This is a genomic window from Paenibacillus terrae HPL-003, from assembly GCF_000235585.1.
GTDB classification, from domain to species: domain Bacteria; phylum Bacillota; class Bacilli; order Paenibacillales; family Paenibacillaceae; genus Paenibacillus; species Paenibacillus terrae_B.
This window is the reverse complement of sequence record NC_016641.1, coordinates 2,961,678-2,981,986: the sequence shown is the minus strand read 5'-3', so window position 1 is coordinate 2,981,986 and position 20,309 is coordinate 2,961,678. Positions and strand designations below refer to the sequence as shown.

Here is a 20,309-nt window from a genome sequence, read left to right as displayed (position 1 = left end):
TTCAAGGCGGTACGGTCCGCCGAATGCGAATGTTTTTCAATAATTATGCAATAGCTTGACTTGAAAAACACGTCGGATCTACTGGTGAATCTAATTAGTTCTATCATTTTATCATTGACCTACCATGTTAGCAATTCAAAGTTTTTATGATTGTGATAATAAATCTTTTACATTACAGCTTCAACGTGAAGATGCAAAAATATACCGTTTTTATGTATAAATATTCATCTTAATAAACCCAGCCTTTCCCATTCCCGAAGGAACAGAAAAGGCTGGCAGAGGATATCTATTGAACATTCTGGCGCTCCGACATTTGCTCGCAATTTGGCAATGCAGGTTAAAATTCGAGGCTTTCGCCGGGATTCAGGGCTGTTCCCTTAATCCCTTCTTTGTTCAGACGGTCACAGAAGGCGTTCCCATCCTGCTCGATCCCCGGAAATGTATTGTAATGCACCGGTATTACGCGGCTTGCCCGGAGCCATTTGGCTGCCAGTAGTGCATCCTCTGGTCCCATTGTATAACCGTCACCAATCGGTAATACAGCAGCATCTATCGAGTTGGTTTCCCCAATGAGACGCATATCGCCAAACAGGGCAGTATCGCCAGCATGGAAAAATGTTTTGCCGCCTATGGTCAATAAAATGCCCGCAGGCTCACCCATATATATCGTTTGTCCATCCACCGTTAAAGAGGAACTGTGGAACGCAAGTGTGAATTTTACATGGAAGCCGTCAAATTGGTGACCGCCCCCAAGGTTCATACCGTGAGCCTTGGCTCCCTGAGATGAACAATAGTCAGCCAATTCCGCCACCGCGATCACAGGGCAATCGTTGCGCTTGGCAATTTCAACAGCATCTCCAAAATGATCCGCATGACCATGCGTCAACAGCACTGCATCCACCTGAATATCCTCAGCTTTTACTGCCGCTTTAGGATTCCCTGTCAAAAAAGGATCCATAATAATCCGTTTGCCCTCTTCCTCCACCAGCACAGCTGAATGTCCGTAATATGTGATTTTCATATCATCTGCCACCTCCATCGTCACTTCATAACTTGGGTACCTTTCCTTTACCCATTATACCTCTTTTTGCATACAAGCTTCATCTGTACACGAAAAAACACGTTCACAAAGCTGAACCCTATGGTTTAGAAAGGGCTGTTATTTGTAGAAGGCTGCTTTTATTTATAAAAAGTATGATGACCGATTGTTTTCACTTTGGTACGCGAATGATGAACCGTAAGATCCTGAGCCAACGTCAGCGACAGGAAAAAACAGGTATTATCAGGCACGGCTTTATGGCCATTCAAAGCAGCCGTAACCGCACGAATACTGTCCTCGTTGGGCTGAACACGACGAAGACGCCCGTTCGCAACCGGACTAAATTGCGCTTTTTGATAAATCACTGCCTGGATCGAATCGGGAAATGGGGCTGACCGCAGCCGGTTTAAGACAACGTTGGCAACTGCCACTTTGCCTTCGTACGGTTCGCCTTCTGCTTCTGCCATGACTATTTTTTGTAGCAGGAGCAGTTCTTTAGCGGAGACAGGATAGCTCCAGGTAGACAACGCCTTGTCATCCTGAGAGAGCATTTGTGTCTTCGTAAAGTAGATGGTTGTAGGAGGGGTAAGAATTGCGGACTTGCTATGCTGGACTTCAGGTTTTTTCACGCCGGTTGCAGCATTGCTCCGGGCTTGTCCCGCCTGCTTCATCTGGGAAGCGGGTAACGGAGTCGGCATGATTTGTTTCCAGCTCGGCTGTTGGTGAGCCTTGGCAAAGATGGGACTTGTCCTGTTTGACCCGTTATGGGTCTCCATCCTGTCCCCGTGTGAAGGAGCCGAAGAATTCCCTGACCAGCTCAGAGATTGCATAGGTGCATTTTTATGATTTTTTTGTGTTTGTTGAACCTCAGCGTAGAGGCCTACCCCCAATATACAAACAAGCAGCACACTCAAAAGAGGTGCAAACCAACGATGTTCTTTAACGATTTCCATAATGTTCCTCCTGTTAACTTTAGGCACATTCCTCAGATATGTAACCCAAAATGCGCCTTTTGAATAGCGCTGAAATACTATATCACTAAAATCGCTGATAGATCAAGGGTTTCTCCTCAATAATGGGATCGTTTGAATTATTTGGTACATTGGTTTTTGGCCCATTCGGGTCGCGTACAAAACAAATTCTCCCACTTCCCACGGCTCACCTATCCGGTCATCGGACTGAAGCATAGACGCCGGAATAGGCTGTTGCCCTATATACGAACGTGCTACTGTGATATGGGGCCTGTAAGGCCGTTCCTCGGGCTTAAAACCAAGCGATTCGATAGCCTCAACTATGGATTGGTGGAGTTGGTTCAAAGAATCCTTCTGCCCCGTAACTCCCCTCCATAGCACACGCGGAAATCCATCTCGTCCAAAAGTCCCCGGTTCGCCAATGCCGAGAGTGAACGGGGAATGTGCAGCGGCCGCCTGAAATAAAGCCTGTTCCAGTTCCGGTATATCCTTGGTCGCCACATCCCCCAGGAACTGAAGTGTCACGTGGTAATCCCTGAAATCGGTCCATTTGCGAAAAGAAAACTCGTTAACATCCTGTTCCACCCAGCAGCGTAACTCCTTCTTATGCTCGCTCGGGAGAGCAATCGCGGTAAAAAGTCTTTGTGTTTGTGCTGTTTGCGGTACTACCAGCGGTAATCCGTTCATCGTCATCGTCTTCCTTTCATCCCTAATCAGAGCTATAGTCATTCGTTGTTATCTAAAGTGACACAGCAAGCTGGTTTTTTCCCTATTTATGCAATCTTCCCGCCAATCTGTTATCCTTGAAAGGATGATTCATCAGAATATATTGGAAGCTCCAAAGAATCAAAAACCGAGGAGGTAATGAATCATGGGAACCATTGTAAGTTTACACCAGCTTACCGCAGAGCAAGAAAAGCAAGTTCGTGCAGCAGCTCCGGGCTATGAGCTGATCATTGGTAAGGCCCAGGAGCTGAAGCCTGAACAAATCCGACAGGCAGAGGTCATTTTAGGCTGGTCCAAGCATATTTCCGAAGCAGCTTTGCAGCCAGACAGCAAGCTGAAATGGATACAGACCTGGTCGGCGGGTATTGATAAGCTGCCACTTGCAGAGCTGGAAAAGCGTCATATTTTTCTTACCAATACAAGTGGCGTTCATGCCGTTCCGATTACGGAGCAAATCTTTGGGATGCTGCTGTCGCATACACGTTATTTACAGCAAGCAGCTCTCTTGCAGCGTCAGAAAACATGGCAGCCACCGAAAGGCGAGCTGACGGAATTACGTGGCAAAACGCTGCTGATTACAGGCGTGGGTGAAATCGGCCGTGAAACGGCGCGGATTGCTGAAGCCTTTGGCATGCGAGTGATCGGAGTCCGGCGTTCCGGCAAGGATGCCCCACATGTAAAGCGCATGTATACAAATGAGCAATTACATGAAGCGCTAGGAGAAGCGAATATCGTGGTGAATATTTTGCCATTCACCGAGGAAACCCGTCACTTCTTTGACGAAAAGGCATTTGCAGCCATGCGTAAGGGAGCTTTCTTCATTAATGTAGGTCGTGGCGGCACTGTCCATACGGATGCACTTGTGCGCTCTCTGGAGCAAAAGCATATTGCCTTTGCCGGACTGGATGTATTCGAGGAAGAACCCCTACCCGCGTCGCATCCGCTGTGGAGTCTGGAGAATGTCCTGATCACGCCGCATATTGCAGGCGACACGGACCACTACGCTGAACGTGCAGTAGATATCTTCCTCACCAATTTGAAAGCCTATGCAGCCGATCAGGAGCTACCGCTGAATTTGGTCAACTATAAAACTCAGTATTAACAAACCAACTACTCACAGATCCATATTTCCCGGCTCATACCTGTCTTATGTATACGGCATTGCTCCGTGAGGGTCCAGCCTGACTCGGACAGCAATGCTGCCATCGGCTCCGTGCTTACGACTACCGCTCGTGCAGCCAAGCGTCTCAAACTGCGCAGCATCTGCTTTTGTTCATCGGCAGGGAGCACGGAGCACAGGTTATAGGGCATATCCAATATGGCCGCATCATAGGTTCCCTCCAGCAGATTCATATCTCCCAGCTTTACCCGATCCTCTTCATATCCAAAATGACGCAAATTCACGCGTGCCCCGCGTACCGCCAGCGGGTTGATATCACAACCGCGAATATCTTTTCCCATGCTCAATGCTTCAATCATCACATTGCCCATGCCACAGCACGGGTCCAGCAGCTTCAATCGGCCCCCATCTATATCCTGTACTGCTATATCATTCACTGCTAAATTCACAAGCGCTTTGGCTACCAGCACTGGTAGTCCGGTGGAATAGTTTTGCGGCTTATGACGGCGCTCCAGCCACGATCTGTCGCTGTATATGCACTTGCCGAGCAGCCACCGCTCCCCTACCCGTATGACACCCAGGGTGACATCCGGTTCTTTCATTTGTGCCTGCCCTCGAATACGTGCGCCAATGCGTCTTTCTATTCCGCGTCGCTCGTCATAGTCTGCCACATTGTCGCCTTCCTTGAGACACAGGACCTTGAAGGTCTTCCCTTCTTCAAGTTGAATTGCGGAGGCTACTTCGCAAAGTTCGTCCAGCGTACCCGCATTTGCGGCCACATCCAGCCGAAGATGGATGAATGGGCTGGTGCCCGGCTCCAACCGCCGATGGGACAGCAGCATGGAATCATGCGCAGAGGAGTGACCGAACAAGCTTTTCAACTCCAAAAGACACAGCTCTCGCTCGGTTTCATGACACGCGTAAGTATATATGTATCTTTGCATATTCATAGCAGAACTATTTATTTCATATCTGTTCATGTCAGATCTCTTTTCATTTAGAATCACAATTTACGGCATCTGCTATAAGACGGTAGGATTGAAGCCGCTGCTCATAATTGGGAATGGGTGTGACTAACAAAAATTCATCATTATCGTACTCAACCTGCAAGCTGCGCAACCGTTTGGCAACATCCGCTGGTGTTCCCACCAGCCAATTAGCCCGCATCGCCGGGTCACCCATCGTAATCTGTGCAGCCCATCGTTGCGCCTGTTCATTCGTTGAGGCACATATGGCCCCGACAGCAACCATCGTACGGGGCTTGTCCATTCGTTTGGACGGCTGAAAGCCGGAACGGTAAATGCTCAGCATATCTCTCGTATCCTGCTCACTCATAAATTGACCGAACACATAGCCAGTTGAATACCGGGCGGCGTATTCGGCACTTTTACGGTTGGTACCCAGCATCCACAGCGCAGGTGGCTGTTCAGGCATCGGACGGGCAAACACGGGCACCTGCTCATACTCGTAGGTACCTTCCAGCAAAGCCAGCAGCGCTTCCATCGTCTGTGGCAGTTCAGCCACATGCTGGAGAAAGTTGCCGCTCAGCGCCATCGAAGCATGCGGTCCTCCACCGGGGGCTCTCCCGAGACCCAGCTCGACTCTGCCCGGATATAGAGTCGCCAGCAGATGAAACCATTCTGCAACCTTGACCGGACTATAATGCGGAAGCAAAATAGCGCCTGCCCCCAGCTTGATTTTCCGAGTCACTGCCCCGATGTGAGCCAGCAACACTTCCGGACTGGAGGAAGCAAGCCCCTCCATATCATGATGCTCCGAAGTCCAGTAGCGCGTATAGCCCCACGCTTCCGCACGTCTGGCCAGCTCTCCTGCCCATTGAACGGCCTGCTCCGGTCGGTTTCCGGGCAACAACGGTACCATATCCAGTACCCCCAGATTCAGTGATTTGGCAGGTATAGGCTGAGAACCCATAGATATCCCCCTTCTTTTTCATACTTAAAAACCAGTTTCTTCTACTATATAGGGTTCAGCATTTTGCATAATTCGATTTCCAACGCTCGAAAGTACAATATATAGACGAACTAAATCGTTTCGATCTCTATATTGCTAATTTGAAATCGCTCTTGGGATTTATGCAAAATGCTCGGTTAAATGAAATGTTAGTCCAGATCGTAAATGGAACCTACCTTCAAACCATACAGCTCATTATAGATTTTCTCGGCAAAAGCATCGGTCATCCCTGCAATATAATCAATGACCATATGCTCCCATGTCCAAATCGGTTTGGCCTTGCCCTGATCACGTTCAAAGCGTTGGAGCCAATCACTCGGAATAATGGACTTGGATGTCTCTGGATCGAGAAAAGCCAGCCACAGCCGTCTGAGCATCCATTCACTCCGTTTTTGCAGCCGCTGCACGCGCAGATCACGGATCATCGTGACCCAGGCAAAGCTTTTCAGCACACTCACGGTGCGAAGCATATCGAGATCCTCGCTTCCATCCCGCACAAAAGTAACCTTTTTCCAATTTCCCGCATCAATTACACCCAAGCTGCTGACGAACAAACTGACCCAGTACGCTTTCACCTCACGCCGGGTGCGGGAATAATCGTGTTCACACATCGGCATCTTGCCATTCCATACCTTCAAAAATTCGCTAAGCACAGCCGCTACCTTCTGTTCGATCTGAGCTAGCTGCCAGCCTTGCCAGAAGCTATCCTCCAACGTGGTGATTTTTTCTGTAATCAGACGGATCAAGTACGGATCATACAAAAAATGCTCGTGCACCTCTATTTTCCCTGCCTTAATTCCGTCCTCCAGATCATGCGCGGAATACGCAATATCGTCGCACAGGTCCATAAGCTGGGCCTCCAGCGTCTTCTGACCATCAGGAATTCCCCAATCCTCGCGGATGGAACGAATGTATTCCCACTCATGCAGGTACATCCCTTTTTTATTCCAAATCCCCGGATACGGGTACTTGTTGATCCCTAGTAAAACAGCATCCGACAAATTCAGACCATCTACATTCTCACGCTTCTCCAAAAACATAATGAGTCGAAAATTGTGTGCGTTCCCCTCAAAGTGCTCGTAGATTTGCCGCTCACGTGCATATGTCTCTAGCCCCTGCTTGGAATCAGGAGTGAAGCCTCCGGCAGCCGCTATCTTTTCCACCTTCGTCTCGATCAACTGATCCAAAATGCCGTCCAGTACCTCTTCGCCCTTGTGCCCGAACGGTGGATGACCAAAATCATGCGCAATGGACGCACATTCCACCACCTCGGGGTCAATAATCAGCCCGGCGTTATCCGCCTGCTCCAGCTCCACCTCGGGATGGCGCCGTAGCAAGCTGCGTGCCGCTTCGCGTGCAATCTGTGCTACCTCCAGCGAATGCGTCAGCCGTGTACGATAATAATCGCCTGTGCCTGCGCCAAAAACCTGAGATTTGCCTTGCAGCCGACGAAAGGTCGGTGAATGGATCAATCGGGAGTAATCCCGTTCATATGCTGCCCGTGAAGCGTCGCTTCGTGTCTGTTCCGGAAACTGCCGATGCTCTCTCTTGTTTTGCCATGTCATAAAGCCCACTCCCAACGTACTCAATTGGAGTGATTATACATTTTTTTCACGTCTCAGGAAAGCTTACATGACTTTAAGCTATATCGCTGCAACTCCAGCACGAAAAATCTCAATAAAAAAAGTGCTCCGCCAGCCATTAGGATTCAGGCCGGGGAACACCACTTTTGTTCTAACGCTTCGCCCTCGGGTCCAGCACATCCCGCAAGCCGTCACCCATCAGGTTAAAGCCCAATACGGTCAGCATAATGGATATACCCGGAAAAATAACGGTCCATGGCGCATTCTGGATATATTGGCGTGAATCCGACAGCATTTTACCCCACTCCGGTTCAGGAGGTTGTGCGCCCAAGCCGAGAAATCCAAGCGCTGCCGCTTCAATGATCGCCGTTCCTATCCCCAGCGTTCCTTGCACGATAATCGGTGTCAAGCTATTCGGCAAAATATACCGGAGTATGATTCGTACATTATTCGCCCCAAGCGCTCTGGCAGAAGTGATGTATTCCTCGGTTTTGACACTGAGCACTTTGGAGCGAACCAACCGTCCGTATGTCGGCACGTTGACGATAGCAATAGCATACAGGGCATTTTCCAGTGAAGGTCCTAAAATAGCAACGATAGCAATCGCCAGCAGAATCCCCGGAAACGCCAGTAAAATGTCGAACAGTCGCGAGATGATCATGTCTGCCCATTTTCCGTAAAATCCCGCGACTAAACCTAAAGCCGTTCCTACAATCATCGAACCAATGACGGACAAAAAACCGACCCACAACGAGATTCTGGCCCCATACAGCGTACGAGTCAGCAAATCCCGGCCGAGATCGTCCGTCCCGAACCAGTGCTCTGCGGAAGGAGGCTGCAAACGATCCACCAAATTCTGCGCTTTATAATCAAAAGGAGCAATCCACGGAGCGATCAAAGCGATGATGACAAAGAAGATAATAATGCTCAGGCCGACGAATGCCATTTTATTGTATCGGAAAGCCCTCCACGCGTCTCTCCAAGGGCCGGACACAACAGGCACATGAGCCAATGTATGGCGTGTTGTCGGTATGTTGTTGGGTTCCATCGAAAATTGTGACATCGGACAAGCTCCCCCTTGACCCATTGACGACTTGATTACTGATAACGGATACGCCGATCAAGAACCGCGTACAGCAAATCGACAATCAGATTAATGATGACGAACAGGAACGCAATGATCAGAATCCCGCTTTGAATGACAGGGTAGTCACGCGAGCTGATCGCTTCAAAAATGTACCGTCCGATACCGGGCCATGCAAAAATGGTCTCTGTCAGCACCGCGCCGCCCAGTAGCGAGCCAGTCTGAAGACCGATGACGGTGAGCACGGGGATGGCGGCATTTTTAAGTGCATGCTTGTACACGACTTGAAAAGATGCCAGTCCCTTCGCCCGGGCTGTGCGGATATAATCCGAATCCATAACCTCCAGCATACTGGAACGAGTAATGCGTGCAATGACCGCCATGGGAATGGTTCCCAGTGCGATGCTGGGCAAAATCAAATGCTTGATGACCGCCCATACCTGCTCCATACGTCCACCAATCATTGCATCAATAACCGCCAAATGTGTCACCGCCTCCACCGGATCACGGGAATTCATGCGTCCAATGGAAGGAAGCCAATGCAGCTTATTGGCAAAAATCCACTGCTCCATCAAGCCCAGCCAGAAAATCGGCATCGACACCCCGACAAGGGCAATGACCATGCTGACATAGTCGAACCAGGAGTTTCGCTTCCAGGCGCTCACGATACCCGCGTTCATTCCAACCACAATGGCAAAAAACATGCTCGCCACCGTCAATTCCAGTGTAGCCGCCAAGTAAGGCAGCATTTCCCGGGCAATCGGCTGTCTGGTACGGATCGAATCACCCAAATCGCCATGTGCCAATTCACTCAGATAGGTTCCATATTGCTGCAACCACGGCTTTCCCAGTCCCAACTGCTCACGTAGTGCCTGTTTGGACTGCTCTGTGGCCTTGTCTCCCAGTATCGTTTCCGCCGGATCACCCGGAATAGCATGAATTATCGAAAAAACGATGAGCGTCATGCCCAGCAATACCGGAATCAATACCGCCAGTCTTTTTACAATGTATGAGTTCATACCAGAATCACCGCCTGCTTGCGCTTGAGCTATTTGGATTATTCAAAATAAACATTACCATACGATTCAATACCTGCTGGAGAAGGCACAAAGCCCTTGAGGTTCACTTTAGCTGCCATCAGCGGTGTGCTGTGAACCAGTGGAATCCACGGCGCATCCTGTTTAATAATCACTTGTGCTTGTTTGTACATTTCCGCACGCTTGTCCTGATCGACCTCAACCTGCGCCTTCACCAATATTTTGTGCAGCTCCTCATTGACATAGAAGCTACGGTTATTACCCGGAATCGTATCCTTGTCCAGCAGGGTGTAAAGGAAGTTGTCCGGATCGCCATTATCTCCGTTCCATCCCAGCATATACAAATCATCTTTCTGGCCCGTCTTGACATCATCCAGATAAGTGGCCCATTCCGGCGATTGGATGTTCACTTTAACACCTATTTTTTCAAAATCAGCTTGAATGGCCTCCGCTACCTTTTTACCGTCAGGCATATACGGACGAGATACAGGCATCGCGTAAAAAGTTAACGGCTCGGTAAGCCCGTTAGGATAGCCTGCTTCCGCCAGCAAGGATTTAGCCTTATCCAGATCGTAGGTATAATCCTGAATGCTATCGTTATATCCCCATAATGTAGGCGGCATCGGATTGACCGCAGGCTTTGCCTCTCCCGCAAACAATGCATCAATAATAGCCTGTTTGTTCACTGCATGATTAAGCGCCTGCCGTACCTTGGGATTATTGAATACCTTTTTCTTCAAATTAAATCCGATATACGCCACATTAAAGGATGGGCGCTCCATTTTTTGCAGCTCATTATTGCCTTCCAGTTGCTTCGCATCGTCCGGGTTCAGATCCTCCATCAGATCAATCTCTCCGTTTTGCAGAGCATTAAATCTCGCGGTATTGTCGGGTATGGAACGAACAATAACCTTGGACAGCTTCGGCTGCCCCTCTTTCCAATAGTTTGGATTTTTCTCCAGCGTGATAGTGTCATTCCGTTTCCATTCCTTAAATACAAATGGTCCCGTACCGACCGGATTGCTCTTGAAATCAGCCTTTTTCTCCTGAATAGCCTTAGGGCTTGCGATACTAAAGGATGGCATAGCGATATTTTGTAAAAAAGGTGCCTGCGGCTTGGTCAGTGTAAACTGGACCGTGTTCGCATCTACCGCTTTGACCTCCTTGATCACCCGACTCCCTTCTGGACCGAACATGGAGTCATAATAATCGAACGAGTCTCCGTCAAATTTATATGGGCTTTTCGGATCAAACCAACGGTTAAAGTTAAATACAACCGCTTCTGCATTAAAGTCACTTCCATCATGGAATTTTACACCTTGACGCAGCTTAAACGTATAAACTAGTCCGTCGGGTGATACTTCCCAACTCTCTGCAAGCCCCGGCTGAATCTCCGTTGTACTTTCCTTGTATTCCAGCAAGGTATCGAACACCTGCATTCCAATTTTTAGCGATTCACTTTCGGTCACAATCGCAGGGTCCAGCGCCACGGAATCGCCACCGCGCCCATAAATTAATGTATCCTGCGCGCCCTCTCCTGCGCCTCCTGGCGTTTTTCCTGCCTCCGGTTTTGCGCCTTCATTGGAACCTCCACAGCCGGAAAGTGCCAGAACAGCCCCCAATGCAAGCACCAGTAGGACGGTCCAAACTTTGTTCTTTACGTACTTTTTGCTCATGCAGCAGACCCCTTTCACACCTCGTATATTGTTAGTTCGTTGATACCAGATGGACACCCAGATAACCTCTATGATCTAATGGACACATCGTCCAAATTAAATCTCATGACACACAGATACGTAAGCTTATACAGCAAATAGCTATCACCAATCGTAAGGTATTATCGAATGATGGGAATCAAGCTGATTTTCAACCTATTACCGAGTGATATCATTTTCTCTGATGGAAGTTAATTCATAAGTTGGAGGTGTGAAAGGTAATTTTATATGTAGAATTAGATATCAACACCTGTGGTTCAATTCAATCGGCCTCCGTGATGTATGCCTAAAGTGTCGTACCCGATGCGATGGTCTGTGAGGTTATGAGGAAGATTGCTGTCTCCAAGCATTCAGCTTTTGTTGAATCATAGTGAAAAATGTCATATATACTCACAGTATATACAAGCGATCACATGAATGGAGAGTGATTACTGGATACTTTACTATAAAATGAGAGGGTAGACAAGAGCGTTTTCATAGATTTTTTTAAATTTCCGAACGTTTTCGGAAAGTAATGTTAGTTAATATCACAGGGAAATATCTACAAATATATAAAAAAGAACGCGGCTATAACAGCTGCTCGCGTCCTCTTTGCAAGATCTCATCCTCCTACTTGATTCCTGTTTGTTCAGTAGTTTACGACGATTTCTTAAACACACCCAGACGGTTCAAGACGACAAGCAGGCGATAAAAATCATAGCTGCTTGGCTGCTTGGCATCCACAATCGAACTCGATGGATTAAAAGCAACGGCTGCTGCTACGGATTCCTTTGCCCAAGCTGGCACTGGCATAGCCTGACGCGCCTCCAGGTCAGCTACTCGCTGATCCACTTTATTAATATAAGCGCTCTGTTCGTTCAATGTCTGTTTGAGCACATCTTTGCTGTTTTCAAGTGCAGCAACCTGCTGCTGCAAGGCTTTAAATGCCGCTTTTTCCTCTGCTGTCATCGGCTCATCCCCCTCTTCTCCTGCAAAAGCTTGGCGCAGCTCTGCCTCTGTTCCGGCGTATACATTCAGGTCAACTGGCCCTTGAATCCCATCAACTCGTCCATTGTCGCTGTATTGCCAGAAGTCCCACAGCTTCCATGCTGTGGTATCATTGGGCACTCGTGTGCTGTAACGCGCGATCCATAGCTTATAAGCTCCTAGCGACGCTTTGAAATGGGCCGCAAATGCATTCCCCGTATAGACCATCGGCTTGCGACCACTTACCCTTTCAAATTCCGTCAAAAACGCCATGGCTACTTCATGAATCGCAGCAGAGCTAAGTCCACCCGGATTGTTCTCATAATCCATTACCGCTGGAAAGTCCAGCGCTTTTGCGCCTCCAATCCGATCCAGCACCTCGGCAAAATGTCTGGCCTCCGCTTTGGCCGCGTCAACGCTGGTTGCATCTACAAAATGGTAAGCTCCCAGCAATACCCCTGCTGCCTTGGCCCCTTTTGCGTTGGTGATAAATGTCGGATCGACGTAACGCTGTCCCTGACTCGCTTTAATAAAGGCAAACGATTTGCCATCGGCCCGTACACGTTTCCAATCCATATTTCCCTGGTATCGGGACACGTCAATGCCCTCGGCAGCATTAGGACTGCGATTTTGCATAAGGCGATCCCTCCTTGTCATTCATAATGTTGTAACCGATGATGTTACTGTTATAATTATGCTTGGACCGTTGAAGCGGTCCGGACTTTTCCACCTCGATGCTGAAAATGGGGCAGAGGTGCATTCTGCTCCCCTTATGAAGCTTTATTTCCTTTGTCGGAGGAGTCTTTTTGCTTTATCTTTGTCCCACTCGACTTGCTCTCAAAAATCGCCACCGCATTCCGTAAAATATCCGGCATCGGCACACCCATCCTGCCTACATTTTCAATAATCGACAATAGTTCATTTGCCAAATAAAAGAAAACAACGGCATCCCGGAAATAATGTGCATCCCCGAGAATACCGTCGATCAGATGAGCTACCGTAATCATCAAAAACACCGTGACCTTGCGAAAAATACCGTAATAGCCCTCTCGGCTTTTCAATGATCCATTAATCCAGGCCGCCGCCCAGCCAGTAAAAAAATCAATAATGACCATCCATAACAACAACGTCAACATCATCGTCCACCCCCCGAAAAAATAACCGATCAAGGTCCCCGTGGAAAACCCCAGCCAAATCTGATCGACCTTTTCATGCATGCTTGTTCCCCCTTTTTGATACAAGGTGTAAAATGAATGCCCCCTTGAGGTAATCAAGGGCACAAAAAGACACGCTCTGTTGCGTGGGCGTGCTGGTTAAATATTTTGCGCTGTTGCTCGTTCTGCCGCCTGTGTAACTGGCACTGCTTCTTTAAGATCAGCCTTAACGAGTTCCTGCAATGCTGTTGGAACGTCTTCGATAGTAAGGCTGCCAGCAAGGATAAGATGTACAAATTGGGTTGCACAGGATTTTCGCATTTGTTCATTCATGATACCACTTCCCTCATGAGTCAGGACAGACTAAAAATAGAGTCCATATTCCAACTGCAAAACACCTACCTGCTGCCTAGCTAGCCCTTTTAATTGAGGATAAAATCCAAAGCCGTCGTCAGCCGTTGATTCCATCACATCTCCCTTTATCCGATTGCCCACCAAGGGATGTTATCTAGCGTATAGTACCTTGCCCTTGCACCTGTTAGGGTTCCTGACCCCATACTCATAGTAATTGTAAGTAGATTGCTTGAATTTATGTTTACAGTATAGGTGCCGATATCGTTTGATAAGCTTCCATTGCTACCAACTGTTGCGATGATGTAGCCTCCAGGCATCCATCGGCTAGACCACCCGCCGGAAACGCTAAAATGCGCATAACCATTCAAACGGATAAATACTTTACTTATAGCAAACGCGGTCGGCAACACGTATGATACGGTTACTGTGGCAGGCAGATCAATATCATAGCCATTATTTACACTTATATTCCCACTCCGAGCTATTGTTCCTTCGGCATATTTTACTATAGGTGCATTTGTAATTGCTGCCGCTAACTGGTCGCCGCTCATGTCGGGACTGGCGCCTCCGAACTTGCCGTTGATCGCGCCTACGATTTTATTTTTAAGATCAACGGCTTGCGTAAAAGCTTGGTCTGCCCGGCTGTATGCCTCATTTGCCCGGTCATATGCCTGTTTGGTGGCGCTCGGTGTAGCTGCCCGATCTATAGCTCCACTGCTTACAGAAGTGTCGAGCTGCACAATCCCTCTAGCCTGCGTAGAAGCAGATGGTAAATCCGATGCAGGGTGCGTATGCGCCTTGGGTGCTGCATAATCCCTCGTATACTGTTTGGCGTTGGCTTCAGCTGAAGTCCATGCCGCTTGCTTGGCTGCTGTAACATGGAGATCTGAATTGCTGGCGTGATTGTCCAACGCTTCCTTGGAAGCAACACCGTTCCCGGCCGGGTCTTTTTTGATGCTTTCGACCTGTGCGGCCAATTGTTGATCATTTGCATAAAGCGTATCAATCGGTACATTCAGAACATCCGCATGTCCCTGATCCGTTGTCACAAATCTACGTGGTTGTTTTATCGCCATAAGACTCATCCTCCTTAATAAATATCATCAATTTCAAAAATAAACTCCATGTCAGCATCCTTGGTCTTATTGCTCATCGTACGAACAGCCGTCAGCTTACCAGCCGAATCCACCAAAGCAAGCTCATTAATCGTTTCACCAGCCAATTCAGCTTCCTCCAGTGAGCAGATATAGCGGATTGTCGCAGGAGCAATGAATTCAAAACTGGTAATATCCTTTTGGATTAGTTCTTTTTTCAATGACTGTTCCGTTCCTTCCAAAGGTAGCGGCTTACCTGCTTGATCCACACCTCCGCTACCAAATGCCATCTTCACCACTTTAGTTAGCGAACCACCTTCAGCGCGGGCACGCGCCATTTGTCCCCTTGCATAAGCGGTCGTGACTGTTAAAACTTGTTCTGCCATGACTAACATCCTTTCTCTCATAAAAATTAACGTTTACCCTTGTCTAATCCATTTATTATGGGGCAACTATGTTGCAAGTTTTCACCCTCTTGCCAATGAGTACCACATATTAGTAAGTGCTCTACGTTGAAATAATCGTCTCGGTTGAACTTAAAAGCCGGGTACCATCGAGCTTCATACTTCCATCAAATTTCCAGTAATGATTCCGAATCTTTACGTTGCCTTCCTGACGATTGTCCTCGCGATGCAACATGGATAGTTTCGTACGATTCAAATAACGCAGACGTTCCCCAGTCCACCCAGACAATGAAGCTACTCCGTTCAGTAACTCAACGCCATCCAAGTACCAAGGTTGTCCACCAAAAAAGCGAACTCGCGAACGTAATCGAATACGAGAAACGATTTTATTCTCATGAGGAAATACAAGCCTAGTCTTGTTATTCATGTAAAAAGCAAGGTGAGCAGGCTTAATATCCTCAATGATCTTTTTGAAATCAGCCATATTTTCAGGGATACGGTTTTCGAAGCTTATACCAAACTTATATTTGGTCGGGTAAAAATCTACTTCTCCATATACACCAAATGAGTCGATGATTTTCCGTATCAAATCTTCCGAAAATTTGCCGCTCCCACGGAGCTTCGATTCTACGACCGAACGTCTCTGCTCCAGCGGCTTTTTCAAATCAGTAGGAATACCAAGTTCATTCTCCCAGCGATCCAGCGCCCATGTAGAAGTGCGAACAAAAAACTGGGCTAGTGTCTCATCCAATGCAAAATATAGAGCATCCAATTCACTACCTTTTGCATCCATATCAGTTTGCATTACACGGGAAGCTTCGTAATAGGCCGGTAGATAGGAGAATAGCTCGCGTCCCCGTAAACTACTCCTTTGACTTTGGTTATCCTCCATTACACTCTGGATATCGAGTTGATTATTGTTCGATCCATCACTATACATCGACGTTCACCATCCCTAGCACCGTCGCTAGACCAAATTGAATTCTTTTATGCTGATTACTCCATCTATTCATTTTCAGCTCGGAACGATCAGTCATGGTCGGATTCATTCTTTTACACATGCTCGTTCCCCCTTTGGGTTCAGGCTGTTTTTGCTCTATTCTCTACACTGTTTTCTTGCGGAAAATAGAGCTATACCATTTAACCGTTTCTTCCTGTTTATTCGAAACAACTAGAGATGACGAATCTTCTACGTTACCCGGCACCAGATCAGAACGTTTGGATAAAATAATTTCCATTAACTTGTCACGCTGTTGTTCATCCAAAACGTAGCTGCCGATGATCGTCGCTATGGCATCCTCTCCCCGATCATAGCGGGTAATGCAAGCATGAGCACAAATACGCAATTGAGCCTCTGTTAAAGCTGCCATGGTTATGACTTCACCTCTTTTATATAAATTCTTGCCGCTGTATATAGCAGCAGTCAGTACAAGTTATTTTCCTGTACTACCAAGCATGAGCTGAGTTAGCATCACTTCGAGATCAGCTATACGCTGCTTCAATTGATCTTCCTCACTTGGCTGTTGTTCCGTTTTTTGTGTCAATTCCTGAATCGCTTCATCACTTAACCCTTCACCCCAGAATGTTGTTGGGTCTCGTTGCATCAGCTTTTCGCCATATTCTGCTTCATAGGCCAACCAGCCCCGGATGTCAAAACGAGGATGATATAATCCTGATGGTATAGGAATACCGATGGTATAACCAGCGGGGACAGGTTCTGAATTCGCTTCGTCTGTAGCACTCGAACTACCGGAAGTAACTTGATAGGTGTCAAGCTGCTGATCTGTATCAGATAGTGTGAGCGAAGAATGAATATAAAAAGGGACGACGCCCGAAAAGGCATCGTCCACCAACTCGTCCTCCAGATAGAGGCCGTCTGTATTTACTTTAGGTACTAATTTCATATGTTTTCCTCCTTATTGTTCGGCTATGAACGATACCCCGTCCAGCCACACAGCCGTATATATGGTGTTTTGAACCTGCACAGTGCCGTCTACGTTTATTATGACAGTGGAGTTGTTCGACTCAACTCCTCCGCCTGCGCTAGACCTCACCCTTATCTCTGTTCTGGTGGAGGGCCTGTATCCTTTAGGAAGGGTAAAAGCTATTGTGGCAGGGGCTGTAACTCCTCCTGTGATAGCGTCTCGGAAAAACACTATACCATTGCTCGTTTTAAGGACTCCGAACCTTGAGGAAGACCATCCATTTAGCAATGTTGGTGTAATCCAGGCAGGGTTATCCTTATCGGATTTTTTGTTCTCCAGCACCGACACCCGCGCCGTATTCTGCTGTACGCTATCTACCAAATCAAGCAGCAGCGTCTTTTCGTTGATTGCGTATGAACCTATGATTGGGACTACAGGTGACTGAGCTAGAGTTAAAAATGAAATCGTATAGGTTATTGTTTTATCATAATTAGTGGCTGGAGTCTCAGCGTAAGCCCAATCATAGGCAGTAGTAAGTCTCCATTTCGAATCTTTTCGACCATTAGCATAGACGCCTAGAATTTTTCTCGATGGGGTACTCAAATAGCTGGTAACATGCGCTTTAGCCCCAATAAAGGCCGTATTATTATATTCAAAGACTGACGCTCGTTCCCGCAGCACAATCCCCGAACCGATTTCTACCTGATTGTCTCCATCAGTAAGCATTAGCTGCCCTTCGCTAACAATAGGTTCGACTGTAGGGGCTACGAGTTGGTATACGAGTCGATACGGTTCCCAATATACAGCCCTACCGTCTTTACTCAACCCTGGGTCTATTTGCGTTGTCGGTAATACCGAAGTTGTTGATCCATGATCGTTGATCTTTCTCCAACTCTTAGGTCCTTGATTGTTAAAAATCTCTGCAGACGTACCGTTCCAATAATACATGTTCCAGCCTATAAAATACGCCTTAATCTCGTCCACTGTAGGTGTGTAACTGTCTCCCCATCCACTATCGGTGTTGGAAATGGATAGGTAAACGTTCCCGTTTGCGTTCATTGAAAATCGATCTCCGCTACTAACCGCTGTCCCTTTGCGATTAGTCAATATCTTGCCGTCGAACTTATACGCATATGAGTTTTCGGTAGCCTCAGGTGCAATTGATAGACGAACCTCCTTATACCCCGTAAAACCAGAACTGAGTAACCAAGGCTGGTTTCCATCAAGCGCCATGCCTAGCCACTTCTTCGACTTGAAGTATTGACCATCACGTTCGAACACTGTATCAGCATTAGTCCCTGTAACTGGATCAGCATACAAGTCTGTTTGTAAAGCAAGGATGGAATCCTCACGCGGCTTGAATGGTTTAGCGGTACTGCCGATATTGAGCATAGGTCTTTTAAAATTACGTACAGTTCCAGCAGTCCATGTCCATTGGTTTACATCAAATTCATCAGTATAGGAGGTAACCCCTGATATGTTTACACCCATGCGTACCGCTGAGGGGCTCAGCTTAATAGTACTAGACTCCCCAGGCTTTACGAACATTCCCTGTAGTCGCACCGCGTTTTTATCGAATGTTGATATCCGCATAAACCCAGTACTATCTGCTGAATTTGTCAAAGTATATTCCTGGTTCGGAATAGCGTCAAGGTAGTAAACCATGTAGGCGTCCGTCCCGTTATCTCCCGAAACAAGTGTCCCACTTGTAGTATATGCATCAGAGGTGAGTACTGTATGCCCTGTTTTTGTCCATTCATAAAAGTTCGGCAACAGGTTTTCACCATGCCGAATAACATACGGATTACGTACAGGCGCTACGCTATCTACGTATGGATATTTCGCAGCAACCTGATCGGCGGTCATACTGGCGAGTGCTGTGTATTCGTCGCCGCTGACTTCATAAAGGCGGAAGCTATCAACGTTAAATACGTTTCCACTTACGCCCGATCCCACAGCAGCAACGACGTGAGATGTCGACGTAGCTGTGAACCGTAGGAATGACGTGCCAAATGCAGTACCAGCTACATCGTTACCGTTTGCAACACCGTTAACAGATACATAAGCGCGTGATGTAGATCCATTTTTCAAATCAGCCAAAAGTACATACATTTTACCGGAAACTGTGTTTACGGCCCTGTTTATATTCCCCGATGCGGCGTTTAGTGAGACTTTAATTGAGTTTGCGCCACTTGTTCTCTCGGCAGTGTCGACCTCTAGTGTACCTGTCACATTCCAGCCTGTCGTAGCTTCACAGTTTCCATCACGCCCCAACAAGTTCACCAACGTACGCCCGCTCAGCCCTGTAAGCGAAAAGGGCGCAGCCTTTTCCGCATGAACAATCTGCACCCCTGGTTCCAGAGTTACCGCCTTACGTTCCGTCGTATCCAGACGCTTCTTGATCGCATCCACACCATCATTCACGCCACCTGCAAAATTATCTACAGCGCGCCAGTTTTGATCCAAATACTTCTCCAGATCAAAATACGTTGTTTTGGGCGATGTACGGTCAATTTGATTTAAGCCTAGATTTGGTGTTTTTTCACTTGCCATGTTATGCGCCACCTCCTAAATATCTATCCTGTGTTGTATGTTCATTTTCATAGTTGGTCATAGATTCAACTTCAGCAATGGTCAGGTAGCGTAGTTTGTATTCAACCGCCATGTGAGCCGGCTTGATCTCCTCGATGGCTGCCTTCAGGTCATCCACGTTGGGCGGAATCCCGATGGTATCGATAAATTTGACCGTAAATCCCCATTCAGCGGGATGAAAAGTAACATCTACCGTACCGCCGTCATATGCTTCAGCTACATTTTTGACAAGTCGGCCGGAAAAAGTCCCTGCTCCTCGCAGCTTCGATTCCACCACCGCGCGCCGTTGGTCCAATGGCTTCGCCAGGTCGGTTTCGATACCCAGTTCCGTTTCCCAGCGTTCCAATCCCCAGGTAGCGGTACGGACGAAAAACTGAGCCACCGTCGCATCCATCGCCAGATACAAGGAATCCAGTTCACTACCCTTCGCATCCATATCGGAGCGCATCACACGGGAAATTTCATAGTAGGCGGGTAAATAGGAAAACAGCTCGCGTCCCCGCAAGCTGCTCATTTGAATATCCTCTCCCATAGCTCGACCAGAAAAGAACGAGCTGACACTACGGTTCAATCC

21 protein-coding genes are annotated in these 20,309 nt (G+C 47.6%); 1 reads left to right on the top strand and 20 read right to left on the bottom strand.

Going from position 1 to position 20,309, the window contains the following annotated elements:
• Positions 1-337: 337 nt before the first annotated feature.
• The 3 genes from HPL003_RS13580 to thpR all read right to left on the bottom strand — a co-directional run bounded on the left by HPL003_RS13580 (position 338) and on the right by thpR (position 2,697).
• On the bottom strand, positions 338-1,021 hold the full coding sequence (locus HPL003_RS13580; RefSeq protein ID WP_014280245.1) for a metal-dependent hydrolase: 684 nt from the start codon (positions 1,019-1,021) through the stop codon (positions 338-340).
• 158 nt (positions 1,022-1,179) lie between these two features.
• Positions 1,180-1,992, bottom strand: coding sequence for a cell wall hydrolase (locus HPL003_RS13575; protein WP_014280244.1), 813 nt, complete (start codon positions 1,990-1,992; stop codon positions 1,180-1,182).
• Positions 1,993-2,094: 102 nt separating this feature from the next.
• On the bottom strand, positions 2,095-2,697 hold the full coding sequence (gene thpR, locus HPL003_RS13570; RefSeq protein ID WP_014280243.1) for an RNA 2',3'-cyclic phosphodiesterase: 603 nt from the start codon (positions 2,695-2,697) through the stop codon (positions 2,095-2,097).
• A gap of 184 nt (positions 2,698-2,881) precedes the next feature.
• Between thpR and HPL003_RS13565 the strand changes: the two genes are divergently transcribed.
• Positions 2,882-3,838, top strand: a complete 957-nt coding sequence (locus tag HPL003_RS13565) for a D-2-hydroxyacid dehydrogenase (protein ID WP_014280242.1) — start codon at positions 2,882-2,884, stop codon at positions 3,836-3,838.
• A gap of 8 nt (positions 3,839-3,846) precedes the next feature.
• Here the strand turns inward: HPL003_RS13565 and HPL003_RS13560 are convergent, their stop codons facing one another.
• The 17 genes from HPL003_RS13560 to HPL003_RS13490 form a co-directional block, all read right to left on the bottom strand.
• Positions 3,847-4,836 carry a THUMP domain-containing class I SAM-dependent methyltransferase gene (locus HPL003_RS13560; RefSeq protein WP_043922393.1) on the bottom strand — a complete coding sequence of 330 codons (990 nt, stop codon included), beginning with the start codon at positions 4,834-4,836 and terminating at the stop codon, positions 3,847-3,849.
• Positions 4,837-4,849: 13 nt separating this feature from the next.
• The gene (locus HPL003_RS13555; RefSeq protein ID WP_014280240.1) at positions 4,850-5,788 is read right to left on the bottom strand and encodes an MsnO8 family LLM class oxidoreductase; all 939 of its coding nucleotides are present in this window, start codon (positions 5,786-5,788) and stop codon (positions 4,850-4,852) included.
• A 188-nt stretch (positions 5,789-5,976) separates the two neighbouring features.
• The gene (locus tag HPL003_RS13550; RefSeq protein ID WP_014280239.1) at positions 5,977-7,392 is read right to left on the bottom strand and encodes a deoxyguanosinetriphosphate triphosphohydrolase family protein; all 1,416 of its coding nucleotides are present in this window, start codon (positions 7,390-7,392) and stop codon (positions 5,977-5,979) included.
• Positions 7,393-7,561: 169 nt separating this feature from the next.
• A complete protein-coding gene (nikC, locus tag HPL003_RS13545) occupies positions 7,562-8,473 on the bottom strand; it encodes a nickel transporter permease (protein ID WP_014280238.1) in 912 nt (303 codons plus the stop codon).
• 35 nt (positions 8,474-8,508) lie between these two features.
• Positions 8,509-9,513: an ABC transporter permease gene (locus tag HPL003_RS13540; protein ID WP_014280237.1), complete on the bottom strand. Its 1,005-nt coding sequence runs from the start codon at positions 9,511-9,513 to the stop codon at positions 8,509-8,511.
• A 38-nt stretch (positions 9,514-9,551) separates the two neighbouring features.
• Positions 9,552-11,207 (bottom strand): ABC transporter substrate-binding protein, encoded by a 1,656-nt coding sequence (locus tag HPL003_RS13535; protein WP_014280236.1) that lies wholly within the window; start codon positions 11,205-11,207, stop codon positions 9,552-9,554.
• 675 nt (positions 11,208-11,882) lie between these two features.
• Entirely contained in the window at positions 11,883-12,848 is a 966-nt protein-coding gene (locus HPL003_RS13530) for a glycoside hydrolase family 25 protein (RefSeq protein ID WP_014280235.1), read from the bottom strand.
• A 134-nt stretch (positions 12,849-12,982) separates the two neighbouring features.
• Positions 12,983-13,429, bottom strand: coding sequence for a phage holin family protein (locus tag HPL003_RS13525; RefSeq protein ID WP_014280234.1), 447 nt, complete (start codon positions 13,427-13,429; stop codon positions 12,983-12,985).
• 96 nt (positions 13,430-13,525) lie between these two features.
• Complete coding sequence (locus tag HPL003_RS28880; RefSeq protein WP_014280233.1) at positions 13,526-13,699, bottom strand: CD1375 family protein; 174 nt, start codon at positions 13,697-13,699, stop codon at positions 13,526-13,528.
• Positions 13,700-13,845: 146 nt separating this feature from the next.
• Positions 13,846-14,796 (bottom strand): phage tail protein, encoded by a 951-nt coding sequence (locus HPL003_RS29750; RefSeq protein WP_014280232.1) that lies wholly within the window; start codon positions 14,794-14,796, stop codon positions 13,846-13,848.
• Positions 14,797-14,810: 14 nt separating this feature from the next.
• Positions 14,811-15,200: a phage tail-collar fiber domain-containing protein gene (locus HPL003_RS13515; protein ID WP_014280231.1), complete on the bottom strand. Its 390-nt coding sequence runs from the start codon at positions 15,198-15,200 to the stop codon at positions 14,811-14,813.
• 121 nt (positions 15,201-15,321) lie between these two features.
• Positions 15,322-16,158, bottom strand: coding sequence for a putative phage tail protein (locus tag HPL003_RS13510; RefSeq protein WP_014280230.1), 837 nt, complete (start codon positions 16,156-16,158; stop codon positions 15,322-15,324).
• On the bottom strand, positions 16,151-16,279 hold the full coding sequence (locus tag HPL003_RS30215) for a hypothetical protein (protein ID WP_014280229.1): 129 nt from the start codon (positions 16,277-16,279) through the stop codon (positions 16,151-16,153). Before HPL003_RS30215 ends, HPL003_RS13510 begins: the two co-directional genes overlap by 8 nt.
• Positions 16,280-16,321: 42 nt before the next feature.
• Positions 16,322-16,588, bottom strand: coding sequence for a hypothetical protein (locus HPL003_RS13505; protein ID WP_014280228.1), 267 nt, complete (start codon positions 16,586-16,588; stop codon positions 16,322-16,324).
• Positions 16,589-16,651: 63 nt separating this feature from the next.
• Positions 16,652-17,122 carry a hypothetical protein gene (locus tag HPL003_RS13500; protein WP_014280227.1) on the bottom strand — a complete coding sequence of 157 codons (471 nt, stop codon included), beginning with the start codon at positions 17,120-17,122 and terminating at the stop codon, positions 16,652-16,654.
• A gap of 12 nt (positions 17,123-17,134) precedes the next feature.
• Positions 17,135-19,696 (bottom strand): hypothetical protein, encoded by a 2,562-nt coding sequence (locus tag HPL003_RS13495; RefSeq protein ID WP_014280226.1) that lies wholly within the window; start codon positions 19,694-19,696, stop codon positions 17,135-17,137.
• A gap of 1 nt (position 19,697) precedes the next feature.
• Positions 19,698-20,267: a YmfQ family protein gene (locus HPL003_RS13490; RefSeq protein WP_043922685.1), complete on the bottom strand. Its 570-nt coding sequence runs from the start codon at positions 20,265-20,267 to the stop codon at positions 19,698-19,700.
• Positions 20,268-20,309: the final 42 nt, after the last annotated feature.